The sequence below is a fragment of the Saccharothrix hoggarensis genome, assembly GCF_042678885.1.
In the GTDB taxonomy this organism is placed as follows: domain Bacteria; phylum Actinomycetota; class Actinomycetes; order Mycobacteriales; family Pseudonocardiaceae; genus Actinosynnema; species Actinosynnema hoggarensis.
The window spans coordinates 1-26369 of sequence record NZ_JBHTLK010000085.1 but is presented as its reverse complement, the minus strand read 5'-3'; the positions used below and the strand labels follow the sequence as shown (position 1 = coordinate 26369).

Sequence of the window (26369 nt, the reverse complement as noted above, 5' to 3'; positions counted from 1 at the left end):
CCGGCAGCCGGCAGCGCGTCGGCGCGGGCCGGGCGGCCCTCGTCCGGTGGGTGCTGTACCTGGTGGCGGGCGGGGTCGCGGCGGCGGCGACCGGGCCGTGGCTGGTGCTCGTGCTGATCGCCGCAGGCCTGGTGGAGATCGCGGTCCGGACGCCGTCCGGCCGCCGTGCCGCGTGGCCGGTCGTGCTGGCGCTGCCCGCGGCCGGTGGCGGGCTGGGCGCGGTGGCGTGGGTGTCGGCCAAGGTCGGCGCGCTGTCGTACGGCGGCGGGTTCGTCATCATCCCGCTGATGCGGCAGGACGCCGTTCACACGTACGGGTGGATGAGCGACGCCGAGTTCCTCAACGCGGTCGCGCTCGGCCAGATCACGCCGGGACCGGTCGTGCAGACGGTGGCGGTCGTCGGTTACGCCGCGGCGGGGCTCGCGGGCGGGCTGCTGGCGGCGTTCGTCGCGTTCGCGCCGTCGTTCGCGATGGTCATCGCGGGCGGCCCGAGGCTCGAACGGCTGCGTGACAACGCGAAGGCCCAGGCGTTCCTGACCGGCGCGGGAGCCGCCGCCATCGGGGCGATCGCCGGCACCACGCTGCCGCTGGCCTGGTCGCTGCACGAGCCGTGGCAGTTCGCGCTGCTCGGCGTCGCGGCGCTGTGGCTGCTGGCGCTGCGCAAGGGCGTGGTGAGCGCGCTGGTCGGCTGCGGCGTCATCGGGGCTTTGGTCGCGCTCTTCTGAGCGGGCACTCCGGCACAGGCGGGACACCCCGGCCCACGGGCACGCGCCCGTGGGCCGGGGTCACCGCCTCAGTCGCCCATCGCGGCCCGCAGGGAAGCCGGCCGCATGTCGGTCCACACCTCGTCGACGTGCGCCGAGCACTCGTCCTTCGTGCCCGTGGTGCCCTCGGCCCGCCACCCGGCGGGCACGTCCTGGTGCGCGGGCCACAGCGAGTACTGGCCCTCGTCGTTCACCAGGACCTGGTAGGCGATGTCGTCCCTCATCCTTGCTCCTCCTTGACTGGCGCCACCGCGTACCCGCGCAGAGTCGGGCTGACGGTGACGAACACCGTGATCAGGAAAATCCCCACCGCGCACACCAGGACCGCGGTGCGCGCGGACAGCAGTTCGGTCAGCACGCCGCCGACCAGGGGGCCCAGCGCGCCGGCCGACCCGACGACGACCGCCATCACGCCGCTCATCCGTCCCCGCAGCTCGTCCGGGGTGAGCAGCAGCTGGTGCGTGCCGATGGTGGTGTTGGCGGTCGGCGCCAGGAACGTCATCACCGCGAACAACGCGCCCAGCAGGTACGCCGACTGCACGACCAGCGACAGCGGCGTCAGCAGGCACAGCACCCAGAACACCGCCGCGATCGACTTGTGCGGCCCGAGCCTGCGGTGCAGCCGCGGCGCGACCAGCGCGCCGAGCACACCGCCCACGCCGAGCATCGCCGCCATCACGCCGATCTCGCCCGACGACGCACCCCGGCCCTGCGCCAGCACGATCACCACCAGGTAGAACGCGGTGAAGAACAGGTTCAGCACCACCGCGCACCCCGCCGTCACCCGGATCTCCGGGCGGCCCCACACCCACCGCAGGCCCTCGCCGATGGACTTGAGGATGTGCGGCCGGGACACCACCCGCTCGACCGGCGGCACCCGCAGGAACAGCAGCGTCACGAACGCCACCACGTGCGTCACCAGGTCCAGCAGGAACGGCAGCCACCGCGCCACGGCGAACAGCACGCCGCCGAGCGCCGTGCCGGACATCTGGCCCAGCGACGACCGGGCGGTGTTCATCGCGACCGCCGTCGCGAGCTGCGAGTCCGGCACGAGCCGGGGCAGGCACGCGTCCTCCGCCGGTTCGAACAGCGCCCGGCACACGCCCAGCACGACGGCCACCGCGACCAGGTGCGGTATCGACACCGCGTCCGCCCACACCGCCACCACCAGGCCGGCCAGCGCGAACGCCTGGGCGGCCTCGCAGGCCAGCATGATCCGCCGCCGGTCCCACCGGTCCACCAGCGCGCCGGCGGGCAGCCCCGCCACGAGCTGCGCGCCGGCGTCGGCGGCCAGCACCAGCCCGGACGCGGCGGGCGAGCCCGTCACCGCCAGCACGAGCAGCGGGAACGCGATCATCGAGGCGCTGAAGCCCACCTCGGCGACCGCCTGGCCGCCCCACAGCAGCGTGTAGTTCCGGTTCCGGGCCAGGGACGTGGTCACAGCGACCCCCGGCAGTCCGCGGCGATGGACCGCAACGCCTCGGCGAAGTCGGCCGCCACCGCCTCGACCTCGGCCGGCGGGTGCACGGCCGGGTGGTAGTACCAGGTGAAGCCGAGCGTCTTGCCGGCCTCGCCGACGACGTCGAGCAGGTGGTCGCCGACGTCCTCCGGGTCGTGCTCCCGGCCGACGGACGGCAGCACGGCCCGGCACAGCCCGGTCGACTCCTCGCCGCCGTCGAACCGGCCCAGGTAGTTGAACGCCACGGCGGGCCGTCCCGCGTCGGGCACCCGGCCGTGCTGCCGCAGCGCGCCGTAGCCGAGGCCGTTGCCGGGGATCGCCCGCAACTGCCGCCGCACCGCCTTCACCCGGTCGCGCCAGGTGCCGTCCGGCACGTCCACGACGACCGGGTACACGGTGGTGAACCAGCCGACGGTCCGGGTGAGGTCCACGTCGAGCACGTCCTCGCGTCCGTGGCCCTCCAGGTCGACCGCGACCCGCGACGACCCCGTCCACCGGGACAGCGCCCACGCCAGCGCGGCCAGCAGCACGTCGTTGATCCGCGTCCGGTAGGCGGCGGGCGCGCCGCGCAGCAACGCGTCCGTGTCCTCCTCCGACAGCTCGACGGTGGTGGACGCGGTCGGGCCGACGGGCGCCGGCGCGGTCGGGAACGGCGTGGTCCAGTGCTCGACCTCGTCGTCCAGCCCGCCGTCCAGCACGTGCGCGGACAGCTTGCGCGACCACTCCTGGTACGAGGTGGTCTTGGCGCCGAGGTCACCGCCCCGGTAGGCGGTCTCCAGGTCGTCCAGCAGGATGCGCCACGACACCCCGTCCACCACCAGGTGGTGCCCGACCAGCAGCAGCAGCGGCTTCTCGGCCGCCGACCGCCCGGCCCGGAACAGCACCGCCCGGAACAGCGGGCCGGACGCCAGGTCGAACGACGCGTGCACCTCGTCGGCCACCGCCTCCAACCGCTCGACCCCGTCCACCACGGTCAGCACGTCGTCGTCGCGCACGTCGTCGTTGTGCTGCCGCCACACCCCGTCGACGAGCGCGAACCGCAGCCGCAGGGCGTCGTGGTGGGCCACCAGCGCGCCCAGCGCGCGCCGCAGCGCCTCGACGTCCACCGCCGGGCCCAGCTCGACCAGGTGCGACTGGTTGAAGTGGTGCGGGTTGCGCCGGCCCGAGGTCAGGAACCAGTGCTGGATCGGCGTGAGCGGCACGTCGCCGACCACCGGGGCCCGGTCGGCGGAGGACGTGGCCTCCACCGTCACGTGCGGCGCGAGCGACGCGACGGTCTGGTGGGCGAACAGGTCCCGCGTGGCGAACCGGTACCCGGCCTGCCGGGCGCGTGCCACGACCTGCATGCTCAGGATCGAGTCGCCGCCGAGCGAGAAGAAGTTGTCCTCCACGCCGACCTCCGGCACGTCCAGCACGTCCGCCCACACCGCCGCCAGCGCCTCCTCCACCGGCCCGGACGGGGCGACGTACCCGGCGGTCACCGCGGCCGAGAAGTCCGGCTCGGGCAGGCGCGCCCGGTCCACCTTGCCGTTGGGGCTGATCGGCACCGCGTCCACCGGCACGAACAGCGACGGCACCAGGTAGTCCGGCAGGGTCTCGCCCAGGAAGTCCCGCAGCCGCGAGACGTCGCCGACGACGTACGCGACGAGCCGCTTGTGCCCTCGGGCGTCCGACCGCGCCACCACGACCGCCTCGCGGACGTCCGGGTGCCGCAGCAACGCCGTCTCGACCTCGCCCAGCTCGATCCGGAACCCGCGGATCTTCACCTGCTCGTCCGCCCGTCCGACGAACTCCAGCACCCCGCGCGAGGTCCACCGGACGACGTCGCCGGTGCGGTACATGCGCGACCCGGGCGGGCCGAACGGGTTCGCCACGAACCGCTGCGCGGTCAGCCCCGGCCGGTCCAGGTACCCGCGCGCCAGCCCGACACCGGCGACGTACAGCTCGCCCGCCACGCCGATCGGCACCGGCCGCAGCGCGCCGTCGAGGACGTGCGCCCGCGTCCCGGGGACGGGCCGCCCGATCGGCGGCACGCCGCCGGGCACCAGCGGGTCGCTCCACGACGCGACCACGGTGGACTCCGTGGGCCCGTACGCGTTGACCATGCGCCGGCCGGGCGCCCACCGCCGGACGAGGTCGGCCGAGCAGGCGTCACCGCCCACGATCAGCGTGCGGAACGCCGGCAGCGGCACGTCCGGCACGGTGGCCAGCGCGACCGGCGGGATCAGCGCGTGCGTCACGCCGTGCGCGTCGATCACCTCGGCCAGCTGGTCGCCCAGCAGCGGCCCCGGCGGCGGCACGACGAGCGCCGCGCCCGCCGGGAGGGCCAGGCACAGCTCCAGCACCGAGGCGTCGAAGCTGGGGGAGGAGAACTCCAGCACCCGGTCGCCCGGCGTCACGTCGAAGTGCGCGATGGCGGACGTCGCGAACGTGGCCAGGCCGGTGTGCGACACCACCACGCCCTTCGGCCGCCCGGTCGACCCGGACGTGTAGATCACGTACGCCGGGTGCTCCGGCCGCACCGCGACGCCCGGGTTGGTGTCCGGCAGGCCGCTGACGTCCACCGGCCCGTCGAGCACCACCAGCGGCCGGGCGTCGGCCAGCATGAACGCGATCCGCTCCGCCGGGTACTCGGGGTCGACGGGCAGGAACGCCGCGCCGGCCTTGAGCACCGCCAGCTCGGCCACGACCAGGTCCGCCGAGCGGGGCAGCCGCAGCGCGACGATCCGCTCCGGCCCGGCGCCGAGCCCGACCAGGTGGTGCGCCAACCGGTTCGCCCGCGCGTTCAGCTCGGCGTACGTCAGCTCCGCCGCACCGGTCAGCGCCGGCACGTCCGGGGTCTCCGCCGCCCGCGCCTCGACCAGCTCCACGAAACCGGGCCCGGCCACCGCGGGCCCCGACGAGCCCCACCGGGCCAGCAGCTCCCGCTCGTCGTCCGGCAGCACGGGCAGCGCCCACAGCGGCCGGTCGGCGTCCGCCGCGATCCCGGACAGCAGCACGCCCAGGTGCTCGACCATCCGCTCCACCGTGCCCGCGTCGAACAGGTCGGTGTTGTACTCGACCGACCCGTGCAGCGCGCCGCCGTCCTCCTCGGTGAACTCCACCGTCACGTCGAACCCGGTGCTCACCACGGGTTGCGGCACGTCGACCGCCGCCAGGCCCGGGAAGCCCTGCGCCTGCGGCGCGTTCTGCAACGCCACCACGGCCTGGAACAGGGGCGTGCGGCTGGTGTCGCGGTCCGGCTGCACCGCGTCCACGACCCGCTCGAACGGCACGTCCTGGTGCGCGAACGCGTCCAGCACGGTGTCCCGCGTCCGGGCCAGGAACTCCGGGAACGTCGCCGAGGGCTCGATCCGGGCCCGCAGCACCACCGTGTTGACGAAGAACCCGACCAGCTCCTGGGTCTCCGGCCGGTCCCGCCCGGACGCCACCGTGCCGACGGCGAAGTCGTCCTGCCCGGACCAGCGGTGGAACAGCACCTGGCAGGCCGCCACCAGCGCGGTGAACAACGTGCCGTCGACCGCGCGGGCCAGCTCGCGCAACCGGTCGGCGACCGGCGCCGGCACCACGAACTCGGTCTGCGCGCCCGCCGTCGTCTGCACGGGCGGCCGGGGCCGGTCCGCGGGCAGCTCCAGCGCGGGCACGTCGGCCAGCCGCCCGCGCCAGTAGTCGAGCTGCGCGTCGAGCGGCTGCTCCCGCTGCCAGGCCGCGAAGTCGCCGTACCGGATGGGCAGCCGCGGCAGCTCCTCGCCGCCGTACAGGGCGGCCAGGTCGGACATCAGCACGCCGCCGGACCAGCCGTCGGTGATGATGTGGTGCATCGTCAGCGCCAGCACGTGGTCGTCCGGCGCGAGCCGCGCCAGCGCGGGCCGGAACAGCGGGCCCTCCGCCAGGTCGAACGGCTCGACCGCGGGCAGGTCCTCGACCACCGGGAGCACCACGTCCGACGGCGGGCGCACCACCGCGACGGGCAGCCCGTCCACCGCCGGGAACGTCGTGCGCAACGCCTCGTGCCGCGCCACCAACGCCGTCAGCGCGCGTTCCAGCCGCGGCACGTCCAGCTCGCCGCGCAGCCGCACGGCCAGCGGGGTCACGTACTCCGTGCCGCCGGGGGAGAACTGGTCGAGGAACCACAAGCGCTGCTGGGCGAACGACAGCGGCCCGTCGCCGTCGACCCGCGGGATCACCGAGGCCGGCGAACCGCCGGGCAGGTGCGCCGCGAGCCGGGCCACGGTCGGGTGGTCGAACAGGTCGCGCGGCGACACGTCGAACGCCGCCCGCAGCCGCGACACCACCCGGATGCTGGAGATCGAGTCACCGCCCAGCGCGAAGAAGTTGTCCTCCACGCCGACCTCGGGCAGGCCCAGCACGTCCGCCCACACCTCGGCGACCAGCCGTTCCGCCTCCGTGCGCGGCGCGACGAACCCCCCGGCCGCCGACGCCTCGCGCTCCGGGGCGGGCAGCGCGGGCCGGTCCAGCTTGCCGTTCGCGTTGAGCGGCAACCGGTCCAGCGCCACGTACGCGGTCGGCACCATGTAGTCCGGCAGCACCCGCCCGGCGTGCTCGCGCAACCGGGCGGCGTCGACCGGCGGCCCGGCGGGCACGTAGTACGCGACCAGCCGGTCCTCCCGCACCACCACGGCGGCCTGCGCCACGGCGTCGTGGCCGGCCAGCACCGCCTCCACCTCGCCCAGCTCGATCCGGAACCCGCGGATCTTCACCTGGTGGTCGGACCGGCCCAGGTAGTGCAGCCTGCCGTCCACCCACCGGGCCAGGTCGCCGGTGCGGTACATCCGCTCGCCCGGCTCGCCGAACGGGTTGGCCACGAACCGCTGGGCGGTGAGGCCCGGCCGGTTGAGGTACCCGCGGGCCACGCCCGGCCCGGCCACGTACATCTCGCCGACGACACCCGGCGGCACCGGGTGCAGGTCGTCGTCCAGCACGTAGACGCGAAGGTCGGGGATGGGCACGCCGATCGAGCCGTCCGCGTGCGTCCACGTGACGTGCACGGTCGTCTCGGTGATGCCGTACATGTTGATCAACGCGCCGGAACCGCGCCACGCGTCCAGCTTGGCCAGGTCGAGGGCTTCACCGCCGAAGACCACGTACCGGACGTTCAGGTCGGGCGCCTCGGTCAGCAGGGCGTAGAACGCCGACGGCGTCTGGTTCAGCACGGTCACGCCCTCGTCGGCGAGCAGCCGGGCGAAGTCGCGCGGCGACCGCGTGACCTCGTGCGGGACGACGACCAGCCGTCCGCCGTGCAGCAGCGGTCCCCACAGCTCCCAGATCGAGAAGTCGAAGGCGTAGCTGTGGAAGAGCGTCCACACGTCGTCCGGCCCGAACCCGAACCAGTGGTCGGTCTCGGTGAACAACCGCACCACGTTCGAGTGCGGCACCACGACCCCCTTGGGCCGACCGGTCGAGCCGGACGTGTAGATCACGTACGCGGCGTTCTCCGGCCGCACCGACACCTCCGGCGCGTCCGCGGGGAACCCGGACAGGTCCGGCAGCGCGTCCAGCGTGGTCGTCGGCGCGGCGTCGGCGACCGTGGCGGCGATCCGGTCCGCCGGGTACGACGGGTCGAGCGGCAGGTAGGCCGCGCCCGCCTTGAGCACCCCGAGGACCGCGACGACGAGGTCGAGCGACCGCGGGAACGCCAGCGCCACCAACGACTCCGGCCCGGCGCCCACCGAGATCAGGTGGTGCGCCAACCGGTTCGCCCGCTCGTCCAGCTCCCGGTAGGTCAGGCTCGCGCCCTCGAACGTCACCGCGGGCGCGTCCGGGGTGCGCGCGGCCTGCGCCGCGAACAGGGACGGGACCGTGTCCTCCACCACCGCGCCGGCCGACGTGCCGTTCCACGACACGAGCACCTGCCGCAGCTCGGCGTCCGACAGCCACGGCAGGTCGGACACGCGTCGGCGCGGGTCCGCGCCGATGGCGTCGAGCAGCCGGTGGAACCGGTCGCCCAGGGCGGTGATCGTGCCCGCGTCGAACAGGCGCGGGTCGTAGGTCAGCTCGACGTGCAGCGCGTCGTCCACGTGGGCGCGCACGGTGAGCGGGAACGTCGTGGTGTCCAGGCCGTCCACCTCGCCGACGCGCGGCGCGCCGTCGGGCGTGTCCTGGTCCACCGGGTAGTTCTCGAACGCGAGCAGGCTGTCGAACAGCCGGGCGCCCGCCCAGCCCTGCACCCGCGCCAGCGACACGTGGTCGAACCGGCGGGCCTCGGTCTGCGCCTCCTGCAACCGGCGCAGCCAGTCCGGCAGCTCGGCGTCGGGGTCCACCGACACCCTCGTCGGCACGGTGTTGATGAACATGCCGACGATCGACTCCACGCCCGGCAGCTCGGCCGGGCGGCCGGACACCGTGCTGCCGAACACCACGTCCCGCTGTCCCGACGTGCGCGCCAGCAGCAGCGCCCACGCGCCCTGGACCAGCGTGTTGACCGTCAGGCCGTGGGCGCGGGCGACGGCGTCGAGCCGGTCGGCGGGCAGGTGGAGCTCGACCTGAGCGGAGGACTCGGCGCGGTGCGCCTCGGCCGGCGGCCGGTCGAACGGCAGGGGGGTGGGCGCCTCGAACCCGGCGAGCACACCGCGCCAGAACGACTCGGCGGCGGCGTCGTCCTGCTCGGCGAGCCAGGCCAGGTAGTCCCGGAACGGCCGCCGCGCGGGCGCCGTGCCGCCGGCGTACTCGTTCAGCACCTCGCCGAACACCTGCGCGGTGCTCCAGCCGTCCAGCAGCACGTGGTGCGAGGTCCACAGCAGGTCGACCTCGGTGTCCGAGACCTTCCCGACGGCGAGCCGCAGCAGCGGCGCGGTGGTCAGGTCGATGCCCGCCGCCGCGTCCGCCGCGACCAGCTCGTCGGTCACGTCGGCGTAGGTCACCGGCACGGTCACCCCGCGCCGCACGACCTGCACCGGCTCGTCCAGCCCTTCCCACACCACACTGGACCGCAGGACCGGCGTGCGGTCGACCACCCGCTGCCAGGCGGCGGCGAGCCGGGCCGGATCGTCCACTCCGGACAGTCGCACGCGCACCTGGTTCACGTACGCCGTGCCGTCGTCCACGAGGCTGTGGAACAGCATGCCCGCCTGCAACGGGGTGAGCGGGTAGACGTCCTCGACGTCGCGGTCGACGATCCGGTCCACCTGCTCGGCGGTGAGGCGCGCCAGCGGGAAGTCCGACGGCGTGCGGCCCCAGGCGTCCGGGCGGGCGCAGAACGCGATGATCCCGCGCAGCGCGTCGGCCATGCGGTCGGCCAGCGCCCGCACCGCGGCCTCGTCGTGGGCGTCGGTGGAGTACTCCCAGTCCACGACCAGCTCGCCGCCCGACACGGCCGCCGTGATGTCGAGCAGGTGCGGGCGGGTCAGGTCGTCCGGCACCTCGCGGCCGTGGTCGGCCTCGGTCAGCTCGTCGTCCCACTGGCCGAGGTAGTTGAAGCACACGCGGGGCAGCGCGCCCGAGACGCCGCGGTCCCAGTACTTCAGGGCCTCGTAGCTCAGACCCTTGTCCGGGACGGCGCGCAGCTGCTCCTTCACCGACTTCAGCGCGGCGCCCCAGTTCCCGGCGCCGCCGCCGTCCTCCGGCAGGCGCAGCGCGACGGGGAACTGCGCGGTGAACCAGCCGACCGTGCGGGAGAGGTCCACGCCGTCGAACAGCTCCTCGCGGCCGTGGCCTTCCAGCGCCACCAGCGCGCGCCCGTCGAACGCCGCCGCCAACGCGGTCAGCAGCACGTCGTTGACCTGGGTGCGGTAGGCGTCGGGCACGACGTGCAGCAACGCGTCCGTCTCGGACCGGGTCAGCCGGACCGACACGCTCCGCGCGGACCCCGCGGTCGTGGGCACGGGCTCGTCCACCGGCAGGGCGGCCCAGTGCGGCAGGGCGGCGTCGAACCGGCCGTCGCGCACGTGCCGGTCCAGCCGGCGCGCCCAGTCCGCGAACGCCGTGCTCCTCGGGCCGAGGTCGCCGCCGGCCAGCGCGGTGTCCAGGTCGGCCAGCACGATCCGCCACGACACCGCGTCCACCACCAGGTGGTGCGCGGTGACGAACAGCCTGCCGTCCTCGAACAGCACGGCGCGCAGCAACGGGCCGTGCCGCAGGTCGAGGCTCGCGCGGGCCAGGTCGGCCTCGGCGGCGAGGTCGTCGCCGGACGCGAGGCGGAACACCTCGGCGGACTCGACGTCCGCCACCTCCTGCCGCCACACGCCGTCGACCTGGCTGAACCGCAGCCGCAACGCGTCGTGGTGGGCGACGACGGCGCGCACCGCGTCACGCACCGCGGCGGGCTCGACGTCGCCCAGCTCGACCACCACCGACATGGTGAAGTGCGCCAGCGGGCCGTGCTCGGTGAAGAACCAGCGCTGGACCGGCGTGAGCGGCACGGGCCCGGTGACGGCCTCGTGGGTCGTCCCGGCGTCCTCGGTGACGGCGAGCGCCAGGTCGGCGACCGTCTGCCGCAGGAACACGTCCTTGGAGGTCAGCTTCAACCCGGCCTGCCGGGCGCGGGACACGACCTGCATGCTCAGGATCGAGTCGCCGCCGAGCGCGAAGAAGTTGTCCCGCGCGCCGACCCGCTCGACGCCGAGGACGTCCGCCCAGATGCCCGCGAGCGTGGTGGCGACACCGGGCTCCGGCGCCACGTACCCGGCCTCGGTGAACGTCGGCGTGGGCAGCGCCCGCCGGTCCACCTTGCCGCTCGGCGTCGCCGGCAGCGCGTCCATCGGCACGAACACCGACGGCACGAGGTAGTCCGGCAGCCGCTCCTTGAGCCAGCCGGCCAGGTCGGCGGCCGTGCCCACGGTGTAGGCGACGAGCCGCTGGTGGCCGTTGTGCTCACGGGCCACCACGGCGGCCTGCGTGACGTCGGGGTGGCGCAGCACCGCCGCCTCCACCTCGCCCAGCTCGATCCGGAACCCGCGGACCTTCACCTGGTCGTCGTCGCGGCCCAGGTACTCCAGCGCGGCCCCCCGGCTCCCGCCGGCGACCCAGCGGACCCGGTCGCCGGTGCGGTACATGCGCGCGCCGGGCGGGCCGAACGGGTCGGGCAGGAACCGCTGCGCCGTGAGGCCCGGTCGGTTCAGGTAGCCGCGCGCGACCTGCGCGCCGCCGATGAACAGCCCACCCGGCACGCCGACCGGCACGGGCCGCAGGTCGTCGTCCAGCACGTGGACGACGAGGTTGGCCAGCGGCCGGCCGATCAGGGGGCGGTCGCCGACGACGGGCGCCGCCACGGCGTCCACCGCGGTCTCCGTGGGGCCGTAGTAGTTGTACGCCGTGGTGCGCGGCGCGCGGGCCAGCTCCCGCCACAGCGGGTCGGGCAGCGCCTCGCCGCCGAGCATGAGCACGGAGGGCACGTGGTCGCCGTCGAGCAGGCCCGCGGGCAGGAGCTGCTGGACGTACGACGGGGTGAGGTCGAGGAAGTCGATCCGGTGCTCCCGCACGTACCCGACCAGGGCTTCCGGTTCGAGGCGGACGTCGTCGGCGAGCACGTGCAGCTCGTGGCCGTCGGCCATGAGCAGCGGGCCCTCCCACGACGTGTCGAACGAGAACACCGCGCTCAACGCCACCCGCAGCCGGCGCGCCGAGAACGTCCGGCGGTGGTCGTGCAGGAGGTTCGCCAACTGGCGGTGCTCGACCACCACGCCCTTGGGCACGCCGGTCGAGCCGGACGTGTAGATCACGTAGGCGGCCTGGTCCGGGCGTCGCGGCACGTCCGGCCTGGTGTCGGGGAAGTCGGCGAGGTCCGGCGCCGCGTCCAGCACGAGTGCCGGCTCCGCGTCGCGGAGGAGGAACTCGACGCGCTCGCGCGGCAGGCCGTCGTCGATCGGAAGGTACACCGCGCCCGCCTTGTGCACGGCCAGGATCGCCACCACCGAGTCGGCGGACCGCGGCAGCGTCACCGCGACGATCCGCTCCTGCTCCACGCCCTCGGCCAGCAGGTGGTGCGCGAGCCGGTTGGCCCGCGCGTCGACCTCGGCGAACGTGAGCCGGACGTCGCCGCACACCAGCGCGGTGGCGTCCGGCGTGCGCCGGGCCTGCTCCTCGAACAGGTCGGGGAACGCGAGGTCGGGGACGACCAGCCGCTCGCCGTGCCCGTCCGGCTCGTCGTCGAGCAGCAGCGACAGCTCCGCCACCGGGCGGTCGGGCCGCTCGGCGATCCCGGCGAGCAGGGCCACGAGGTGCCGGGCCATCCGGTCGACGGTGTCCGCGTCGAACAGGTCGGTGCTGTACTCCACCGCGCCGCGCAGCTCGCCCGCCACCTCGCCGAACTCGAACGTGAGGTCGCACGTCGAGGTCAGCAGCGGCAGCGGCAGCTCCGAGACCCGCAGGCCGGGCAGGTCGGGCACCTCGGCGCCGGTGTTCTGCAGCAGCACCATGACGTCGAACAGGGCGTTGCGGCTCGGGTCGCGGTCCGGGTGGACCGCCTCCACCACCCGCTCGAACGGCACATCCTGGTGCGCGAACCCGTCCCGCACGGTGGTCCGCACGTCGGCCAGCAGGTCCGTGAACGGCCGCCGCGGGTCCACGGTGGACCGCAGCACGACCGTGTTGACGAACAGGCCGACCACGTCGTCCAGCTCGGCGCGCCCGCGCCCGGACACCGCCGTGCCGACCGCGATGTCGTCCTGGCCGGTGTACCGGGCCAGCAGGGCCTTGGTGGCCGCCAGCAGCGCGGTGAACAGCGTGTCGCCGTGCCGTGCCGCCAACGCCTTCACCGCGCCCGCGACCGGCGCGGGCACGGTGAACTCGTGCATCGCGCCCGCCGTGCCGCGCACCGCCGCGCGCGGCCGGTCCGTGGGCAGCTCCAGCGGCGGCACGCCCGCCAGCCGCTCGGCCCAGTAGTCGACCGGAGGCTCCGGCCGCCACGCCGTGAAGTCCACGTACTGCACCGGGAGCGGCGGCAGCTCCTCGCCCGCGTACAACGCGCCGAGGTCGCGGGCCAGCACGCTCGTGGACCACCCGTCGGTGACGATGTGGTGCAGCGTCAGCACGAGCACGTGGTCGTCGTCGGCCACCCGCACCAGGCGGGTCCGGAGCAGCGGCCCGCGGCGCAGGTCGAACGGGGTGCCGACCTCCTCGCGCAGCACGTCCTCCCACGAACCGCCCTCGACGGTCAGCGGCACGTCGAACGGCGCGTGCACGACCTGCACACCGTCGTCGAACGTCGTGCGCAGCGACTCGTGCCGCGCCACCAGCCCGGTGACGGCGCGCCGCAGCGCGGCCAGGTCCAGCGGCCCGTGCAGCCGCAGCGCGGTCGGCGTGACGTACTCCGTGCCGCCCGGCTCGAACTGGTCGAGGAACCACAGCCGCCGCTGCGCGGGGGACTGCGGGAACGCCGGGTCGACGCCGTCGCGCGGGACCACCGGGATCGGGTCGACCTCACCGCGGCCCGCGTCCTCCAGCACGGCGGCGAGCCCGGCCACCGTCGGGTGGTCGAACACCGCGCGCGGCGACAGCTGCACGCCGAACGCCTGCCGCAACCGCGACGTCACGCGGATGCTGAGGATCGAGTCGCCGCCGAGGCGGAAGAAGTCGTCCCATGCGCCGACCCGCTCCAGCCCGAGCACGTCCGCCAGCACGTCGGCGACGACCTGTTCCGCGTCGGTGCGCGGCGCCACGAACTCGCCGGCCAGGTCGGGTTCGGGCAGGGCCCGCCGGTCGAGCTTGCCGCTGGGCGTCAGCGGCAGGTCGTCGAGCACCACGACCGCCGCCGGCACCAGGTAGTCCGGCAGGGTCGCGGCCAGCGCGTCGCGCGGGTCGGTCTCCGGCGCGCCCGTCACGTACCCGATGAGCCGGTTGTCCCGGACCACCACGGCCGACTGGTGCACGCCCGGCACGTCCAGCAGGGCCGCCTCGACCTCGCCGGGCTCGATCCGGAACCCGCGGATCTTCACCTGGTCGTCCGCGCGGCCCAGGTACTCCAGCACGCCGTCCACCCAGCGGACCCGGTCACCGGTGCGGTACATCCGGGCGCCGGTCACGCCGAACACCTCGGCGGCGAACGGGTCGGCCACGAACCGCTGCGCGGTCAGGCCGGGCCGGTCGAGGTAGCCGCGCGCGACCTGCGCGCCGCCGACGAACAGCTCGCCGGGCACACCGGGCGGTACCGGCCTCAGGTCCGCGTCCAGCACGTACGCGGCGAGGTTGGGCAGCGGCCTGCCGATCACGGGCCGGTCGCCGACGACGCGGGTCGCGGCCGAGTCCACGGCCACCTCGGTCGGCCCGTAGTAGTTGAAGCCCTCCACGGGCGAGTCGGCGATCTCCTGCCACAGCGGCGCGTCGACGGCCTCGCCGCCCAGCATGACCTGCCGCAGCCCCGAGTCCAGCAGCCCGGCCCGCACCAGCTGGCGCGCGTAGGACGGGGTGAGGTCGACGGTGCCGATGCCGTGGTCGGCGACGTACCGGACCAGGGCCTCGGGGTCGAGCCGCAGCTCGTCGTCGATGACGTGCAGCTCGTTGCCGGCGGCCAGGAACAGCAGTCCCTCCCACGACGTGTCGAACGAGAACGTGGCCGTGACCGCGAACTTCGTCCGCTCGCCCATCAGCGCGGACCGGTTGGCGTGGAACAGGTTCGCCAGCTGCCGGTGCTCCACCACGACGCCCTTGGGCGTGCCGGTCGAGCCGGACGTGTAGATCACGTACGCCGCCTGCTCGGGCCTCGGCACGACCGGGGGCGGGGTGTCGGGCAGGCCGGTCAGGTCCGGCACGGCGTCCAGCGTCAACGCCGGCGCGGCGTCCCGCAGCAGGAAGGCGACGCGGTCGGCGGGCAGCCCCGGGTCGACGGGCAGGTACACCGCGCCCGCCTTGAGCACGGCCAGCACCGCCACCACGAGGTCGGCCGAGCGCGGCAGCTTGACGGCCACCGTCCGCTCCGGACCGGCGCCGCGCGCCAGCAGGTGGTGCGCCAACCGGTTCGTGCGCGCGTCCAGCTCGGCGAACGTCAACGCCGTGCCCCGGAACACCAGCGCGGTCGCGTCCGGCGTGCGGCGGGCCTGCTCGGCGAACACCTCCGGGTACAGCGCGGACGGCATCTCGCGCGCGGTCCGGTTCCACTCCACCACGACCTGGCGGCGCTCGGCCTCGGACAGCCACGGCAGGTCCACGATCCGGGCCCGCGGGTCGGCCGCGATGGCGTCCACCAGCTCCCGCAGCCACCCGGCCAGCCGTGCCGCGGTGCTCCGGTCGAACAGCTCGGGGTCGTAGGCCAGGTCGAGGTTGAGCCGGTCGGTGAGGGACGCGCTCAGCGTCAACGGCAGCGTGGCGTTGTCGACCGCGTCCACCTCGACCACGCGCGGCCCGTCCGCGGCTTCCTCGAACGGGTAGTTCTCGAACACCACGACGCTGTCGAACAGCCGCGCGCCCGCGCCGGACCCGATGCCGGTCAACGCCTGGATCTCCGCCAGCGACGTGTGCTCGAACCGCCGCGACTCGCTCTGCGCGGCCTGCACGTCGCGCAGCCACGCGCCCACCTCGGCCGTGCCGTCCACGACCACGCGGGTCGGCACGGTGTTGATCAGCATGCCGACCATCGACTCGACGCCGGGCAGCTCCGCCGGACGGCCGGACACCGTGCTGCCGAACACCACGTCGGCCTGGCCGGACACCCGCGACAGCAGCAACGCCCACGCGCCCTGCACCACGGTGTTGGCGGTGAGGCCCGCGCGCTGCACGGTGTCGGCGAGGTCCAGCGAGAACGCCACCGACTCGGACGCCTCGGACCGGTGGGCCCGCGTCGGCGGCCGGTCGAACGGCAACGGCGTCGGACCGTCCACATCGGACAGGACGGTCCGCCAGTGCGCCTCGGCGGCCGACCGGTCCTGCTCGGCCAGCCACCGCAGGTAGTCGCGGAACGGCCGCCGCGCGGGCAGCCGGGCGGGCGTGCCGGTGGTGATCGCCCGGTACTGCTCCAGCACCTCGCCGAACACCTGCGCGGTGCTCCAGCCGTCGAGGATCACGTGGTGCGACGACCACACCAGCTCGACCCGGTCACCGCCGAGGGGCGTGACGTCGACCCGCAGCAGCGGCGCGACACCGAGGTCGAAGCCGCCTTCGGCCGCCGCCCCGGTCGGCAGCTGGACGTGCCGGTGCACGACCTGCACCGGCTCTGCCACCCCGTCCCACACGACGCTCGACCGCAGCACGGGCGTGCGGTCCACGACCCGCTGCCACGCCTCGCGCAGCGCCGCCGGGTCGGTGACGCCGTCGAGCACCAGCCGCATCCGGTCCACGTACGCGCCCGGCTCCACCAGGCTGTGGAACACCATGCCGGCCTGCAACGGCGTGAGCGGGTAGATGTCCTCCACGTCGGGGCCGGCGAGCGCGTCCACCTGGTCCTGGGTGAGCCGGGCCAGCGGGAAGTCCGACGGGGTGCGCCCGCCGGCGCCCGGCCGCGCGCAGTGCGCCACGATCTCGCGCAGCCCGTCCAGCGTCCGCTCGGCCAGCCGCCGCACGGTCTCGCCGTCGTGCACGTTCTCGCTGTACTCCCAGGTCAGCTCCAGCTCGCCGCCCTCGACCAGGCCGGTCACGTCGAGCAGGTGGCTGCGGGGCTCGTCCGGCGGGACGTCCGCGCCGACCGCGTCACGGCGGGCGCGGTAGAAACCGCCGTCGGCCACGTCGAACCGGCCGTGGTAGTTGAACGAGACCTGCGGCAGGCGTCCGCCGTCCGCCGTCCCGAACGACAGCGCCTCGAAGCTCAGGCCCCGGTGCGGCACCGCGCGCAAGGCCTCCTTGACCGACTTGAGCGTGCGCTCCCAGTCGGTGTCGCCCCCGTGCGGGTCGCGACGGGTCTCCAGCACCACCGGGAACTGGGTGGTGAACCACCCGACCGTGCGGGTCAGGTCGACACCCGGCAGCAGCTCCTCGCGGCCGTGGCCCTCCAGCGTCACGCCCACGGCGTCGCGCCCGGTCCACTCGGCCAGCGCCCGGCCGACCGCGCTCAGCAGCACGTCGTTGACCTGCGTCCGGTACACCGGCGGCACGGCGGTCAGCAGCGCGTCGGTCGTCGCCCGGTCCAGCCGCACGGACACCGTCCGCGTGGAGCCGGTCGCGTTCTCGCCGTCCCGGTCCACCGGCAGCGCCGCGGGCTCGGGCAGCGAGCGCCAGTGCTCCCGCGCGTCGTCCAGACCGCCGGACCGCACGTGCTCGGCCAGCCGGTGCGCCCACTGCGTGAACGACGTGCCCACGGGTTCCAGCGGCACGTCCCGGTAGGCCTGCTCGACGTCGCCCAGCAGGATGCGCCACGACACGCCGTCCATCGCCAGGTGGTGCACGGTCAGCAGCAACCGCGGCCGCTCGCCGGGGAAGAACACCGCGCGCAGCAACGGACCGTCGCCCAGGTCGAGGCTGCGCTGCGCCTCCTGGACGGCGGTGTCCACGTCCGCGTCGGTGGCGACGCGGAACACGTCCACCTCGCCGTCCGCGACCTCCTGCGCCCACTGCCCGTCGACCTCGCGGAACCGCAGCCGCAGCGCGTCGTGGTGCCCGACGACGGTCCGCACGGCGTCGCGCAGGGCCGCCGCGTCCACCCCGGGCTCCAGCTCCACCAGCAACGTCATGGTGAAGTGCGCCAACGGCCCGTGGTGCGCGAAGAACCACCGCTGGATCGGCGTGAGCGGGGCGGGGCCGGTGAACACGCGCTCCGGCGCGGCCTCGGCCGTCCGCGTCACCACGGGCGCCAGCTCGGCGATGGTCTGGTGGCGGAACACGTCGCGCGAGGTCAGGTGCAGGCCCGCCTGCCGCGCCCGCGACACCAGCTGGATGGACAGGATCGAGTCGCCGCCGACGGCGAAGAAGTTGTCGTCCACCCCGATCCGCTCGGCGCCGAGCACCTCGGCCCAGATCCGGGCCAGCTCGGCTTCGACCGGGGTGCGCGGCGCGACGAACTCGCCGTCGCCGACCGCCTGGGGCGCGGGCAGCGCCGCCCGGTCCACCTTCCCGTTGGGCGTCAGCGGGATGCGGTCCAGCTCCACGAACGCCGACGGCACCTGGTACTCCGGCAACGTTCGCCGCAGGTGTTCCCGCAGCTCCCGCACGTCCACGGGCCGGGTCGGCACGAGGTACCCGACGAGCCGGGTGTGCCCGCCGTCCTCGCGGGCGACGACGGCCGCCTCGGCGACGTCCGGGTGGCCCAGGAGCGCGGCCTCCACCTCGCCCGGCTCGACCCGGAACCCGCGGATCTTGACCTGGTCGTCGGTCCGCCCCAGGTACTCCAGCACGGTGTCGTCGTCCGCGGGCACCCACCGGACCCGGTCGCCCGTGCGGTACATCCGCTCGCCGGGCGCGCCGAACGGGTTCGCCAGGAACCGGCTCGCGGTCAGGCCCGGCCGGTCGAGGTAGCCGCGCGCCACCTGGGCGCCCGCGATGAACAGCTCGCCCGGCACGCCGACCGGCACCGGCCGCAGGTGATCGTCCAGCACGTGCGCGGTCACGTTGCCGAGCGGTCGGCCGATGACCGGCCGGTCGCCCGTGATCCGGTAGGAGACGGCGTCGACCGTGGTCTCCGTGGGGCCGTAGAAGTTGTGCGCGCGCAGGCCGGTGGCCACCAGGTCCCGCCACAGCGCCGGGCCCAGCGCCTCGCCGCCCAGCAGCAGCACCTTCGGCCCGTTCCCGGCCGTCAGCAGGCCGTCGGACAGCAGTTGCCGCACGTACGACGGCGGCAGGTCGAGCAGGTCGATCCGGTGCTCCCGCGCGTACCGGAGCAGCGCGGCGGCGTCGAGCCGGACGTCGTCGGTGAGCACGTGCAGCTCGTGGCCGTCGGCCATGAGGAGCACGCCCTCCCACGACGTGTCGAAGGAGAACACCGCGCTCAGCGCGACGCGCAAGCGTTCGCCGGCGAACGTCTCGCGGTGGTTGTGCAGCAGGTTCACCAGGTGCCGGTGCTCGACCACGACACCCTTGGGCAGGCCGGTCGAGCCGGACGTGTAGATCACGTACGCCGCGTGGTCGGGCCGCAGCGGCACGTCGGGAGCCGTGTCGGGACGGTCTGAGGTGTCGACCGGCGCGTCGATCACCCGCACCGCGCCGGAGTCCTCCAGCAGGTAGCGGCGGCGGGCCTCGGGCAGGCCGGGGTCGACCGGCAGGTACACCGCGCCCGCCTTGAGGATGCCCAGCACGGCGACCACCCAGTCGACGCCGCGCGGCAACGACAGCGCGACGATCCGCTCCGGCTCCACGCCCTCGGCGAGCAGGTGGTGCGCCAGCCGGTTCGCCCGCGCGTCCACCTCGGCGAACGTGAGGCTGACGCCGTCGCACACCAGCGCGGTGGCGTCCGGCGTTCGGCGCGCCTGCTCCGCGAACAGCGCGGGGAACGTGGTCGCCGGCACGGCCAGCGCGTGCCCGCGGCCGTCCGGCTCGTCGCCGAGCAGCATCGACAGCTCGGCCATCGGCCGGTACGGGTCTGCGGTGATCGCACCCAGCAGCGCGACCAGGTGCCGGGCCATCCGGTCGACCGTCGAGGCGTCGAACAGGTCGGTGCTGTACTCGGCCGACCCGCGCAGCCCCTCCGGCGTCTCGGTGAACTCGAAGGTCAGGTCGAAGTTCGACCACGGCCGCGTGAGCGGGTGCTCCTCGACGCGCAGGCCGGGCAGCTCCGGCAGGGCGCGGCCCGCGTTCTGGAGCACGACCATCACGTCGAACAGCGGCGTGCGGCTCGGGTCGCGGGACGCGCCGACCGCCTCCACCACCCGGTCGAACGGCGCTTCGTGCGCGAACGCGTCCAGCGCGGTGCGGTTGACCTCGGCCAGGAACTCGGCGAACGACCGCGTGCTGTCCACAGTGGACCGCAGCACGACGGTGCCGACCAGGAACCCGACGAGCCCGGCCAGCTCCGGCCGCTCCCGGCCGCTGGACACCGTGCCGACGGCGATGTCGTCCTGACCGGAGTACCGGGCCAGCAGCAGCTGGCACGCCGCCGTCAGCGTCGTGAACAGCGTGGTCTCGTTGACCCGCGCCAGCTCCGCCAGGTCGCTCGCGACCCGTGCGGGCACGGTGAACTCGTGCGTGGCGCCCGCCGACGTGCGCTCCGCCGGGCGCGGCCGGTCGGTGGGCAGCTCCAGCGGCACGACACCGGCGAGCCGGTCGACCCAGAACCCCGTGTCGACCGGACGTCCCTGCTGCCAAACGGCGTAGTCGGCGTACTGCAGCCGCGGCGGCTCCGGCGTGTCGCCCCGGTACAGCGCGGCGAGCTCGTCCACCACCACGCCGAGCGACCAGCCGTCCACGACGATGTGGTGCGCGGTCAGCAGCAGCACGTGCGAGTCGTCGGACTCGGTGAGCAGCGCGGCCCGGAACAGCGGCCCGCGGCGCAGGTCGAACGGGCGGTCCAGCTCGGCCCGCAGGTCGTCGGTCCCGCGCAGGTCGAGCGGGACGTCCTCGTGCACCACCTGCACGGGTCGGCCGTCGACCTGGTCGAACGTCGTGCGCAGCGACTCGTGCCGCCGCACCAGCCCGTTCAGCGCGTCGGACAGCCGGGCCACGTCGAGGGAACCGGTGAGCCGCAACGCGATCGCGCTGGTGTACTCGGTGCTCTCGGGCTGGAACCGGTCGAGGAACCACAGCCGCTGCTGGCCCGCGGACAGCGGCAGCGGCCGGTCGCGCGGAGCGGGCGGGATGACGTCGGCGTCGCGGGGCTCGGCCCGGCCCGCCAGCCGGTCGCGGAGGCGTTCCCGCAGGTGCTCGGGGAGCGCGGAGATGCGGTCGTTCTTGGACGCGGTCATGTGGTCACGCCTCCCCGTCGGCGACGGCTTCGGTCGCAAGGGCTTCGAGATCCGCCAGCACGAGGTCCTCGACCAGCTCGGCGAGAGCGGCGACGGTGCGGGCGGTGAGGACGTCACGCGGGGAGAGGTCGACGTCGAACGCCGCCTTGGTGCGTGCGGTGATGTGCAGGCCGCGGATGGAATCGCCACCCAGGGCGTAGAAGCTGTCGGCGACGCCGACCCGGTCGACGTCGAGCACGTCGGCCCAGATCGCGGCGATCGCTTCTTCGGTCTCCGTCCGCGGCGCGACGTACTCGCCGGACGTGACCGCGTCGCGCTCGGGCGCGGGGAGCGCGACGCGGTCCAGCTTGCCGTTCGCGGTCAGCGGCAAACCCTCCAGTGCGACGAACGCCGCCGGGACCATGTGGTCGGGCAGGACCCTGGCCGTGTGGTCGCGCAACTCCGCCGCCGTAGTCGGCTTGTCCGGCACGTAGTACGCCACCAAGCGGTGTTCGTTCGCCACTACAACGACCTGGGCGACCGAGGGATGCGCCCGGACCGCGGCTTCCACCTCGCCCAGCTCGATCCGGAACCCGCGGATCTTCACCTGGTGGTCGGACCGGCCCAGGTAGTGCAGCCTGCCGTCCACCCACCGGGCCAGGTCGCCGGTGCGGTACATCCGCTCGCCCGGCTCGCCGAACGGGTTGGCCACGAACCGCTGGGCGGTGAGGCCCGGCCGGTTGAGGTACCCGCGGGCCACGCCCGGCCCGGCCACGTACATCTCGCCGACGACACCCGGCGGCACCGGGTGCAGGTCGTCGTCCAGCACGTAGACGCGAAGGTCGGGGATGGGCACGCCGATCGAGCCGTCCGCGTGCGTCCACGTGACGTGCACGGTCGTCTCGGTGATGCCGTACATGTTGATCAACGCGCCGGAACCGCGCCACGCGTCCAGCTTGGCCAGGTCGAGGGCTTCACCGCCGAAGACCACGTACCGGACGTTCAGGTCGGGCGCCTCGGTCAGCAGGGCGTAGAACGCCGACGGCGTCTGGTTCAGCACGGTCACGCCCTCGTCGGCGAGCAGCCGGGCGAAGTCGCGCGGCGACCGCGTGACCTCGTGCGGGACGACGACCAGCCGTCCGCCGTGCAGCAGCGGTCCCCACAGCTCCCAGATCGAGAAGTCGAAGGCGTAGCTGTGGAAGAGCGTCCACACGTCATCGGGGCCGAACCCGAACCAGTGGTCGGTCTCGGTGAACAACCGCACCACGTTCGAGTGCGGCACCACGACGCCCTTGGGCCGACCGGTCGAGCCGGACGTGTAGATCACGTACGCCGAGTTGTCCGGCCGCACCGGCACGCCCGGGTCGGTGCCCGGCCAGGCGGAGAGGTCCGGGAGGCGGTCGAGGGTGGTCATCGGCCGTGCGTCGGCGAGGGTGTGCGCGATCCGGTCGGCCGGGTACGCCGGGTCCAGCGGCACGTACGCGGCGCCGGCCTTGAGCACCCCGAGGACCGCCACGACGAGGTCCGCCGACCGGGGCAACCGCAGCGCCACCAACGACTCCGGCCCCGCTCCCGCCGCGACGAGGTGGTGCGCGAGCCGGTTCGCCCGCTCGTCCAGCTCCCGGTAGGTGAGGCTCGCACCCTCGAACGTCACCGCGACCGCGTCAGGCGTTCGCGCGGCCTGCGCCGCGAACAGCGACGGGATCGTGTCCGCGACCACCGTGCCGGCCGACGTGCCGTTCCAGTCGACCACCACCTGCCGCACGTCGGCCTCGTCCAGCCACGGCACGTCGGCCACCGGCCGGTCGGCGTCGGCGGTCAGCCCGACGAGCAGGGTGCGCAGCCGCGCGCCGAGCCGTTCCACCGTGGCGGCGTCGAACATCGCCGGCTCGTACCCGAGCAGCACCCGCAGCCGGTCGGCCGGGTAGACGGTGGCGCTGAGCGGGAAGCTGGTCGTCTCCACCGCCGACAGCTCGCGCAACCCGAGGTCCGCGCCGAGCTCGACGGGGTAGTTCTCGAACACCACCACGCTGTCGAACAGGTCGCGGCCGCGCTCCACGCCGCTCCAGCCCTGGATGCGCGTCAGCGGCACGTGCTCGAACCGGCGCGACTCGACCTGCCCGTCCTGCACCTCGCGCAGCCAGTCGCCGACCGGCGCGGCGCCGTCGACCCGGACCCGCACCGGCAGCGTGTTGATGAAGATGCCGGTGATCGCGTCCACGCCCGGCAGGTCCGCCGGACGCCCGGAGACGGTCGCGCCGAAGCACACGTCCCGCGTGCCGGAGGACCGGGCCAGCAGCAACGCCCACGCGCACTGCACGATCGCGCTCGGCGTGAGCCGGTGGCCGCGGGCGAACTCGTACAGCCGCCGCGACTCGGCCTCGGTCAGCTCGACGGGGAGGCTGCGGGACGACGTGCCGTGCGGCGCGGGGCGGTCGACGGGCAGCGGGGTGGGCGAGTCGAACGTGCCCAGCACGCGCCGCCAGTGCGCCTCGGCCGCGACGTCGTCCTGCCGCTGCCCGAGCCAGGCGACGTAGTCGCGGAACGGCCGGCGCTCCGCCGGTTCGCCGAGCACGTCGGACAGGACGTGGAAGACGCTCCAGCCGTCCAGCAGCACGTGGTGGAACGTCCACAGCACCTGCACGCTGGTGGGGGAGAGGCGCGCGATCGCGATCCGCATCAACGGCGGCGCGCCGAGGTCGATGCCCTGCTCGCGGTCGCTCGCCAGCAGGTCCCGCAGCCGGTCCGCGCGGGCGGCGTCGTCCAGGCCGCTCCAGTCGAGGAACGTGAACGGCACGCGGACGTGCTCGTGCACGACCTGCAACGGCTCGCGCACCCCCTCCCACAGCACGGAACTGCGCAGCACGGGCGTCCGGTCGACGACCCGCTGCCAGGCGCGCGCGAACTCCTCCGAGTCGGTGACGCCGTCCACCACGAACGTCGTCTGCTGGAAGTACACGCCCCGGTCGCCGAGGCCGTGGAACACCATGCCGGCCTGCATCGGGGTGAGCGGGTAGGCGTCCTCGCCGGTGATCCGGTCCACCTCGTCCTGGGTGAGCCGGGCCAGCGGGAAGTCGGACGGCGTGCGGCCGCCCACGCCGGGCTGCGCGCAGTGCGCGACGATCGCGCGCAGGGCGGCGGCGAACCCGTCGGCCAAGCCGGTGACGGTGGCCTCGTCGTGGGCGTTCTCGCTGTAGTGGAAGGTGAACTCCAGCCGGTCGTCGCGCACCTGGCCGACGACGTCCAGCAGGTGCGGGCGCGGCGCGCCGGGGTCCGCGGACAGCTCCAGGTCGCGCTGGTCGGCGTCGAAGCGGCCCAGGTAGTTGAAGCCGACGGCGGGGTCGCAGGCGGGCGCGGTGCGGGCCAGGTGGCGCAGCACGCCGTAGCCGATGCCGCGCCGGGGCACCGCGCGCAACGCCTCCTTGACGGACTTCAGCGCGTCACCCCAGTCGCCCGCGGGCACGTCGAGCGCCACCGGGAACACGGTGGTGAACCAGCCGACCGTGCGGGACAGGTCGACGTCGGGGAACAGCTCCTCGCGGCCGTGGCCCTCCAGGTCGACCAGCACCCGCGGCCGGCCGGTCCAGTCCGCCAGCACGCGACCGAGCGCGGTCAGCAGCACGTCGTTGACCTGGGTCCGGTAGACGCCGGGCACGTCGCGCAGCAGCGCGGCGGTCTCCTCGGCGGTGAGCCGCACGGTCACCTCGCGCTCCGAGGCCGCGGTGTTCGGCCCGTGCCGGTCGCGCGGGACGGCGGTCGGCGTGGCCGCCACCTCCGTCCAGTGCGGAAGCTCGTCGGCGAAGTCGTGCCCGGCCAGGCGGATCGCCCAGTCCCGGAACGACGTCGTCTTCCGTCCGATCTGGACGGTCTCGCCCGCGCGGGCCTGCCGGTACGCCGTGGCCAGGTCCTCGACCAGCACGCGCCACGACACGCCGTCCACGACGAGGTGGTGCGCGGTCAGCTTCACCGAGCGCTCGCCGACGACGTCCGCCCGCAGCAGCGGGCCGCGGACGAGGTCGAAGCGCTCCACCGCGAGCACGTCCACGCGCAAGACCGGACCGACGACCTGGCGGTCGCCCTCGAACCGGGTGCGCAGCGCGTCGTGGTGCGCGACCAGCGCGTCGAGCGCGGCGCGCAGCGCGGGCACGTCGACCGGCTCGGCGAAGTCGGTGACGACGGACTGGTCGAAGTGCTCGGGCCGCACGGTGTGGTGGTGCAGGAACCAGCGCTGGATCGGGGTGAGCGGCGCCTCGCCGGTGACCACGCCCTGGTCGGCCGCGGGCGGCAGGTCGCGCGTCACGTGCGGCGCGATGGCGGCGATGGTCTGGTGGGCGAAGATGTCCCGCGACGTCAGCACCAGGCCCGCGCGACGGGCCCGGGTGACGACCTGGATGCCCAGGATCGAGTCGCCGCCGAGCGCGAAGAAGTTGTCCCGCACGCCGACCCGCGCCGCGCCCAGCACCTCGGCGAACACGTCGGCCAGCACGGCTTCGACGGCCGTGCGCGGTGCCACGTAACGGGTTTCGGTCCGCTCCTCGGGCGCGTCGGGCAGGTGGTCGCGGTCGAGGTGGTCGAGCCCGACGAACGTGCTCGGCACGGCGTGCGCGGGCAGCACCGGGCCGAGGAACGCGCGCAACCGGTCCGGGTCGACGGCGGGCGTCACGTACCCGACGAGCCGCTTGCCGGCCAGGACGACGGCCGCGTCCACGACCTCGTCGTGCCGCCGCAACGCCTCCTCGACCTCGGCTGGGTCCACCCGGATGCCGTTGACGCGCACCGCGTCGTCCGGCGGGAACGCGAGGTCGGCGAGGCCGCTCAGCGGCCGGTCGGGGTCGTCCACGACGAGGCGCAGCACCGCTTCGACGTCCTCGACCACCGAGTCGATCGTGGCGGCGTCGAACAGGTCGGTGTTGTACTCGGCGGTCAGCGCGAGGTCGTCGCCGCGCGGCCAGAACTCCACCACCAGGTCGAACCGCGCCACCGGACGGGGCAGGTCGTGCTCGGCGGCCGTCAGCCCGCCGAACGACGCGTCGCCCAGCAACGGCTGGTGCAGCGCCACCACGGCCTGCACCAGCGGCGTGCGGCTCGGGTCCGGCTCGGGGCGCAGGTGCTCCACGACCCGGTCGAACGGCACGTCGTCGTGCGCGAACGCGCCCAGCGCGGTGTCCCGCACCTGGTCGAGGAACGCGGTGAACGGCAGGTCAGGGTCCACCCACGAGCGCAGCACCAGCGTGCGGACGAAGAACCCGACCGCGCGTTCCAGGTCGGCCCGGTCGCGGCCGGAGCTGACCGTGCCGACGGCGATGTCCCGCTGCCTGCCGCGCGCCGACAGCACCACCTGCACGGCGGCGGTGAGCGTCATGAACAGGGTGGCGTCGTGCGCGCGACCCACGTCGGCGAGCCGCCGGACCAGGTCGGCGGGCAGCGTCCGCCGCCGCACCGCGCCGGACGTGAGTC

4 protein-coding genes and 1 pseudogene are annotated in these 26369 nt (G+C 74.6%); 1 reads left to right on the top strand and 4 read right to left on the bottom strand.

Annotated elements, in window-relative coordinates:
* A partial coding sequence (locus ACFQ3T_RS17760) for a chromate transporter (protein ID WP_380724397.1) occupies positions 1–725 on the top strand: 725 nt, incomplete at its 5' end.
* Positions 726–793: 68 nt separating this feature from the next.
* On the opposite strand, the gene ACFQ3T_RS17755 is transcribed toward ACFQ3T_RS17760, so the two are convergent.
* The 4 genes and pseudogenes from ACFQ3T_RS17755 to ACFQ3T_RS17740 form a co-directional block, all read right to left on the bottom strand.
* On the bottom strand, positions 794–988 hold the full coding sequence (locus tag ACFQ3T_RS17755) for an MbtH family protein (RefSeq protein WP_380724396.1): 195 nt from the start codon (positions 986–988) through the stop codon (positions 794–796).
* A complete protein-coding gene (locus tag ACFQ3T_RS17750; protein ID WP_380724395.1) occupies positions 985–2205 on the bottom strand; it encodes an MFS transporter in 1221 nt (406 codons plus the stop codon). The genes ACFQ3T_RS17755 and ACFQ3T_RS17750 overlap by 4 nt, the downstream gene beginning before the upstream one ends.
* Positions 2202–20933 carry a non-ribosomal peptide synthase/polyketide synthase gene (locus ACFQ3T_RS17745; RefSeq protein WP_380724394.1) on the bottom strand — a complete coding sequence of 6244 codons (18732 nt, stop codon included), beginning with the start codon at positions 20931–20933 and terminating at the stop codon, positions 2202–2204. The genes ACFQ3T_RS17750 and ACFQ3T_RS17745 overlap by 4 nt, the downstream gene beginning before the upstream one ends.
* Before the next feature lie 4 nt (positions 20934–20937).
* Positions 20938–26352, bottom strand: a pseudogene (locus ACFQ3T_RS17740) (amino acid adenylation domain-containing protein); the annotation flags it as partial.
* Positions 26353–26369 lie beyond the last annotated feature (17 nt).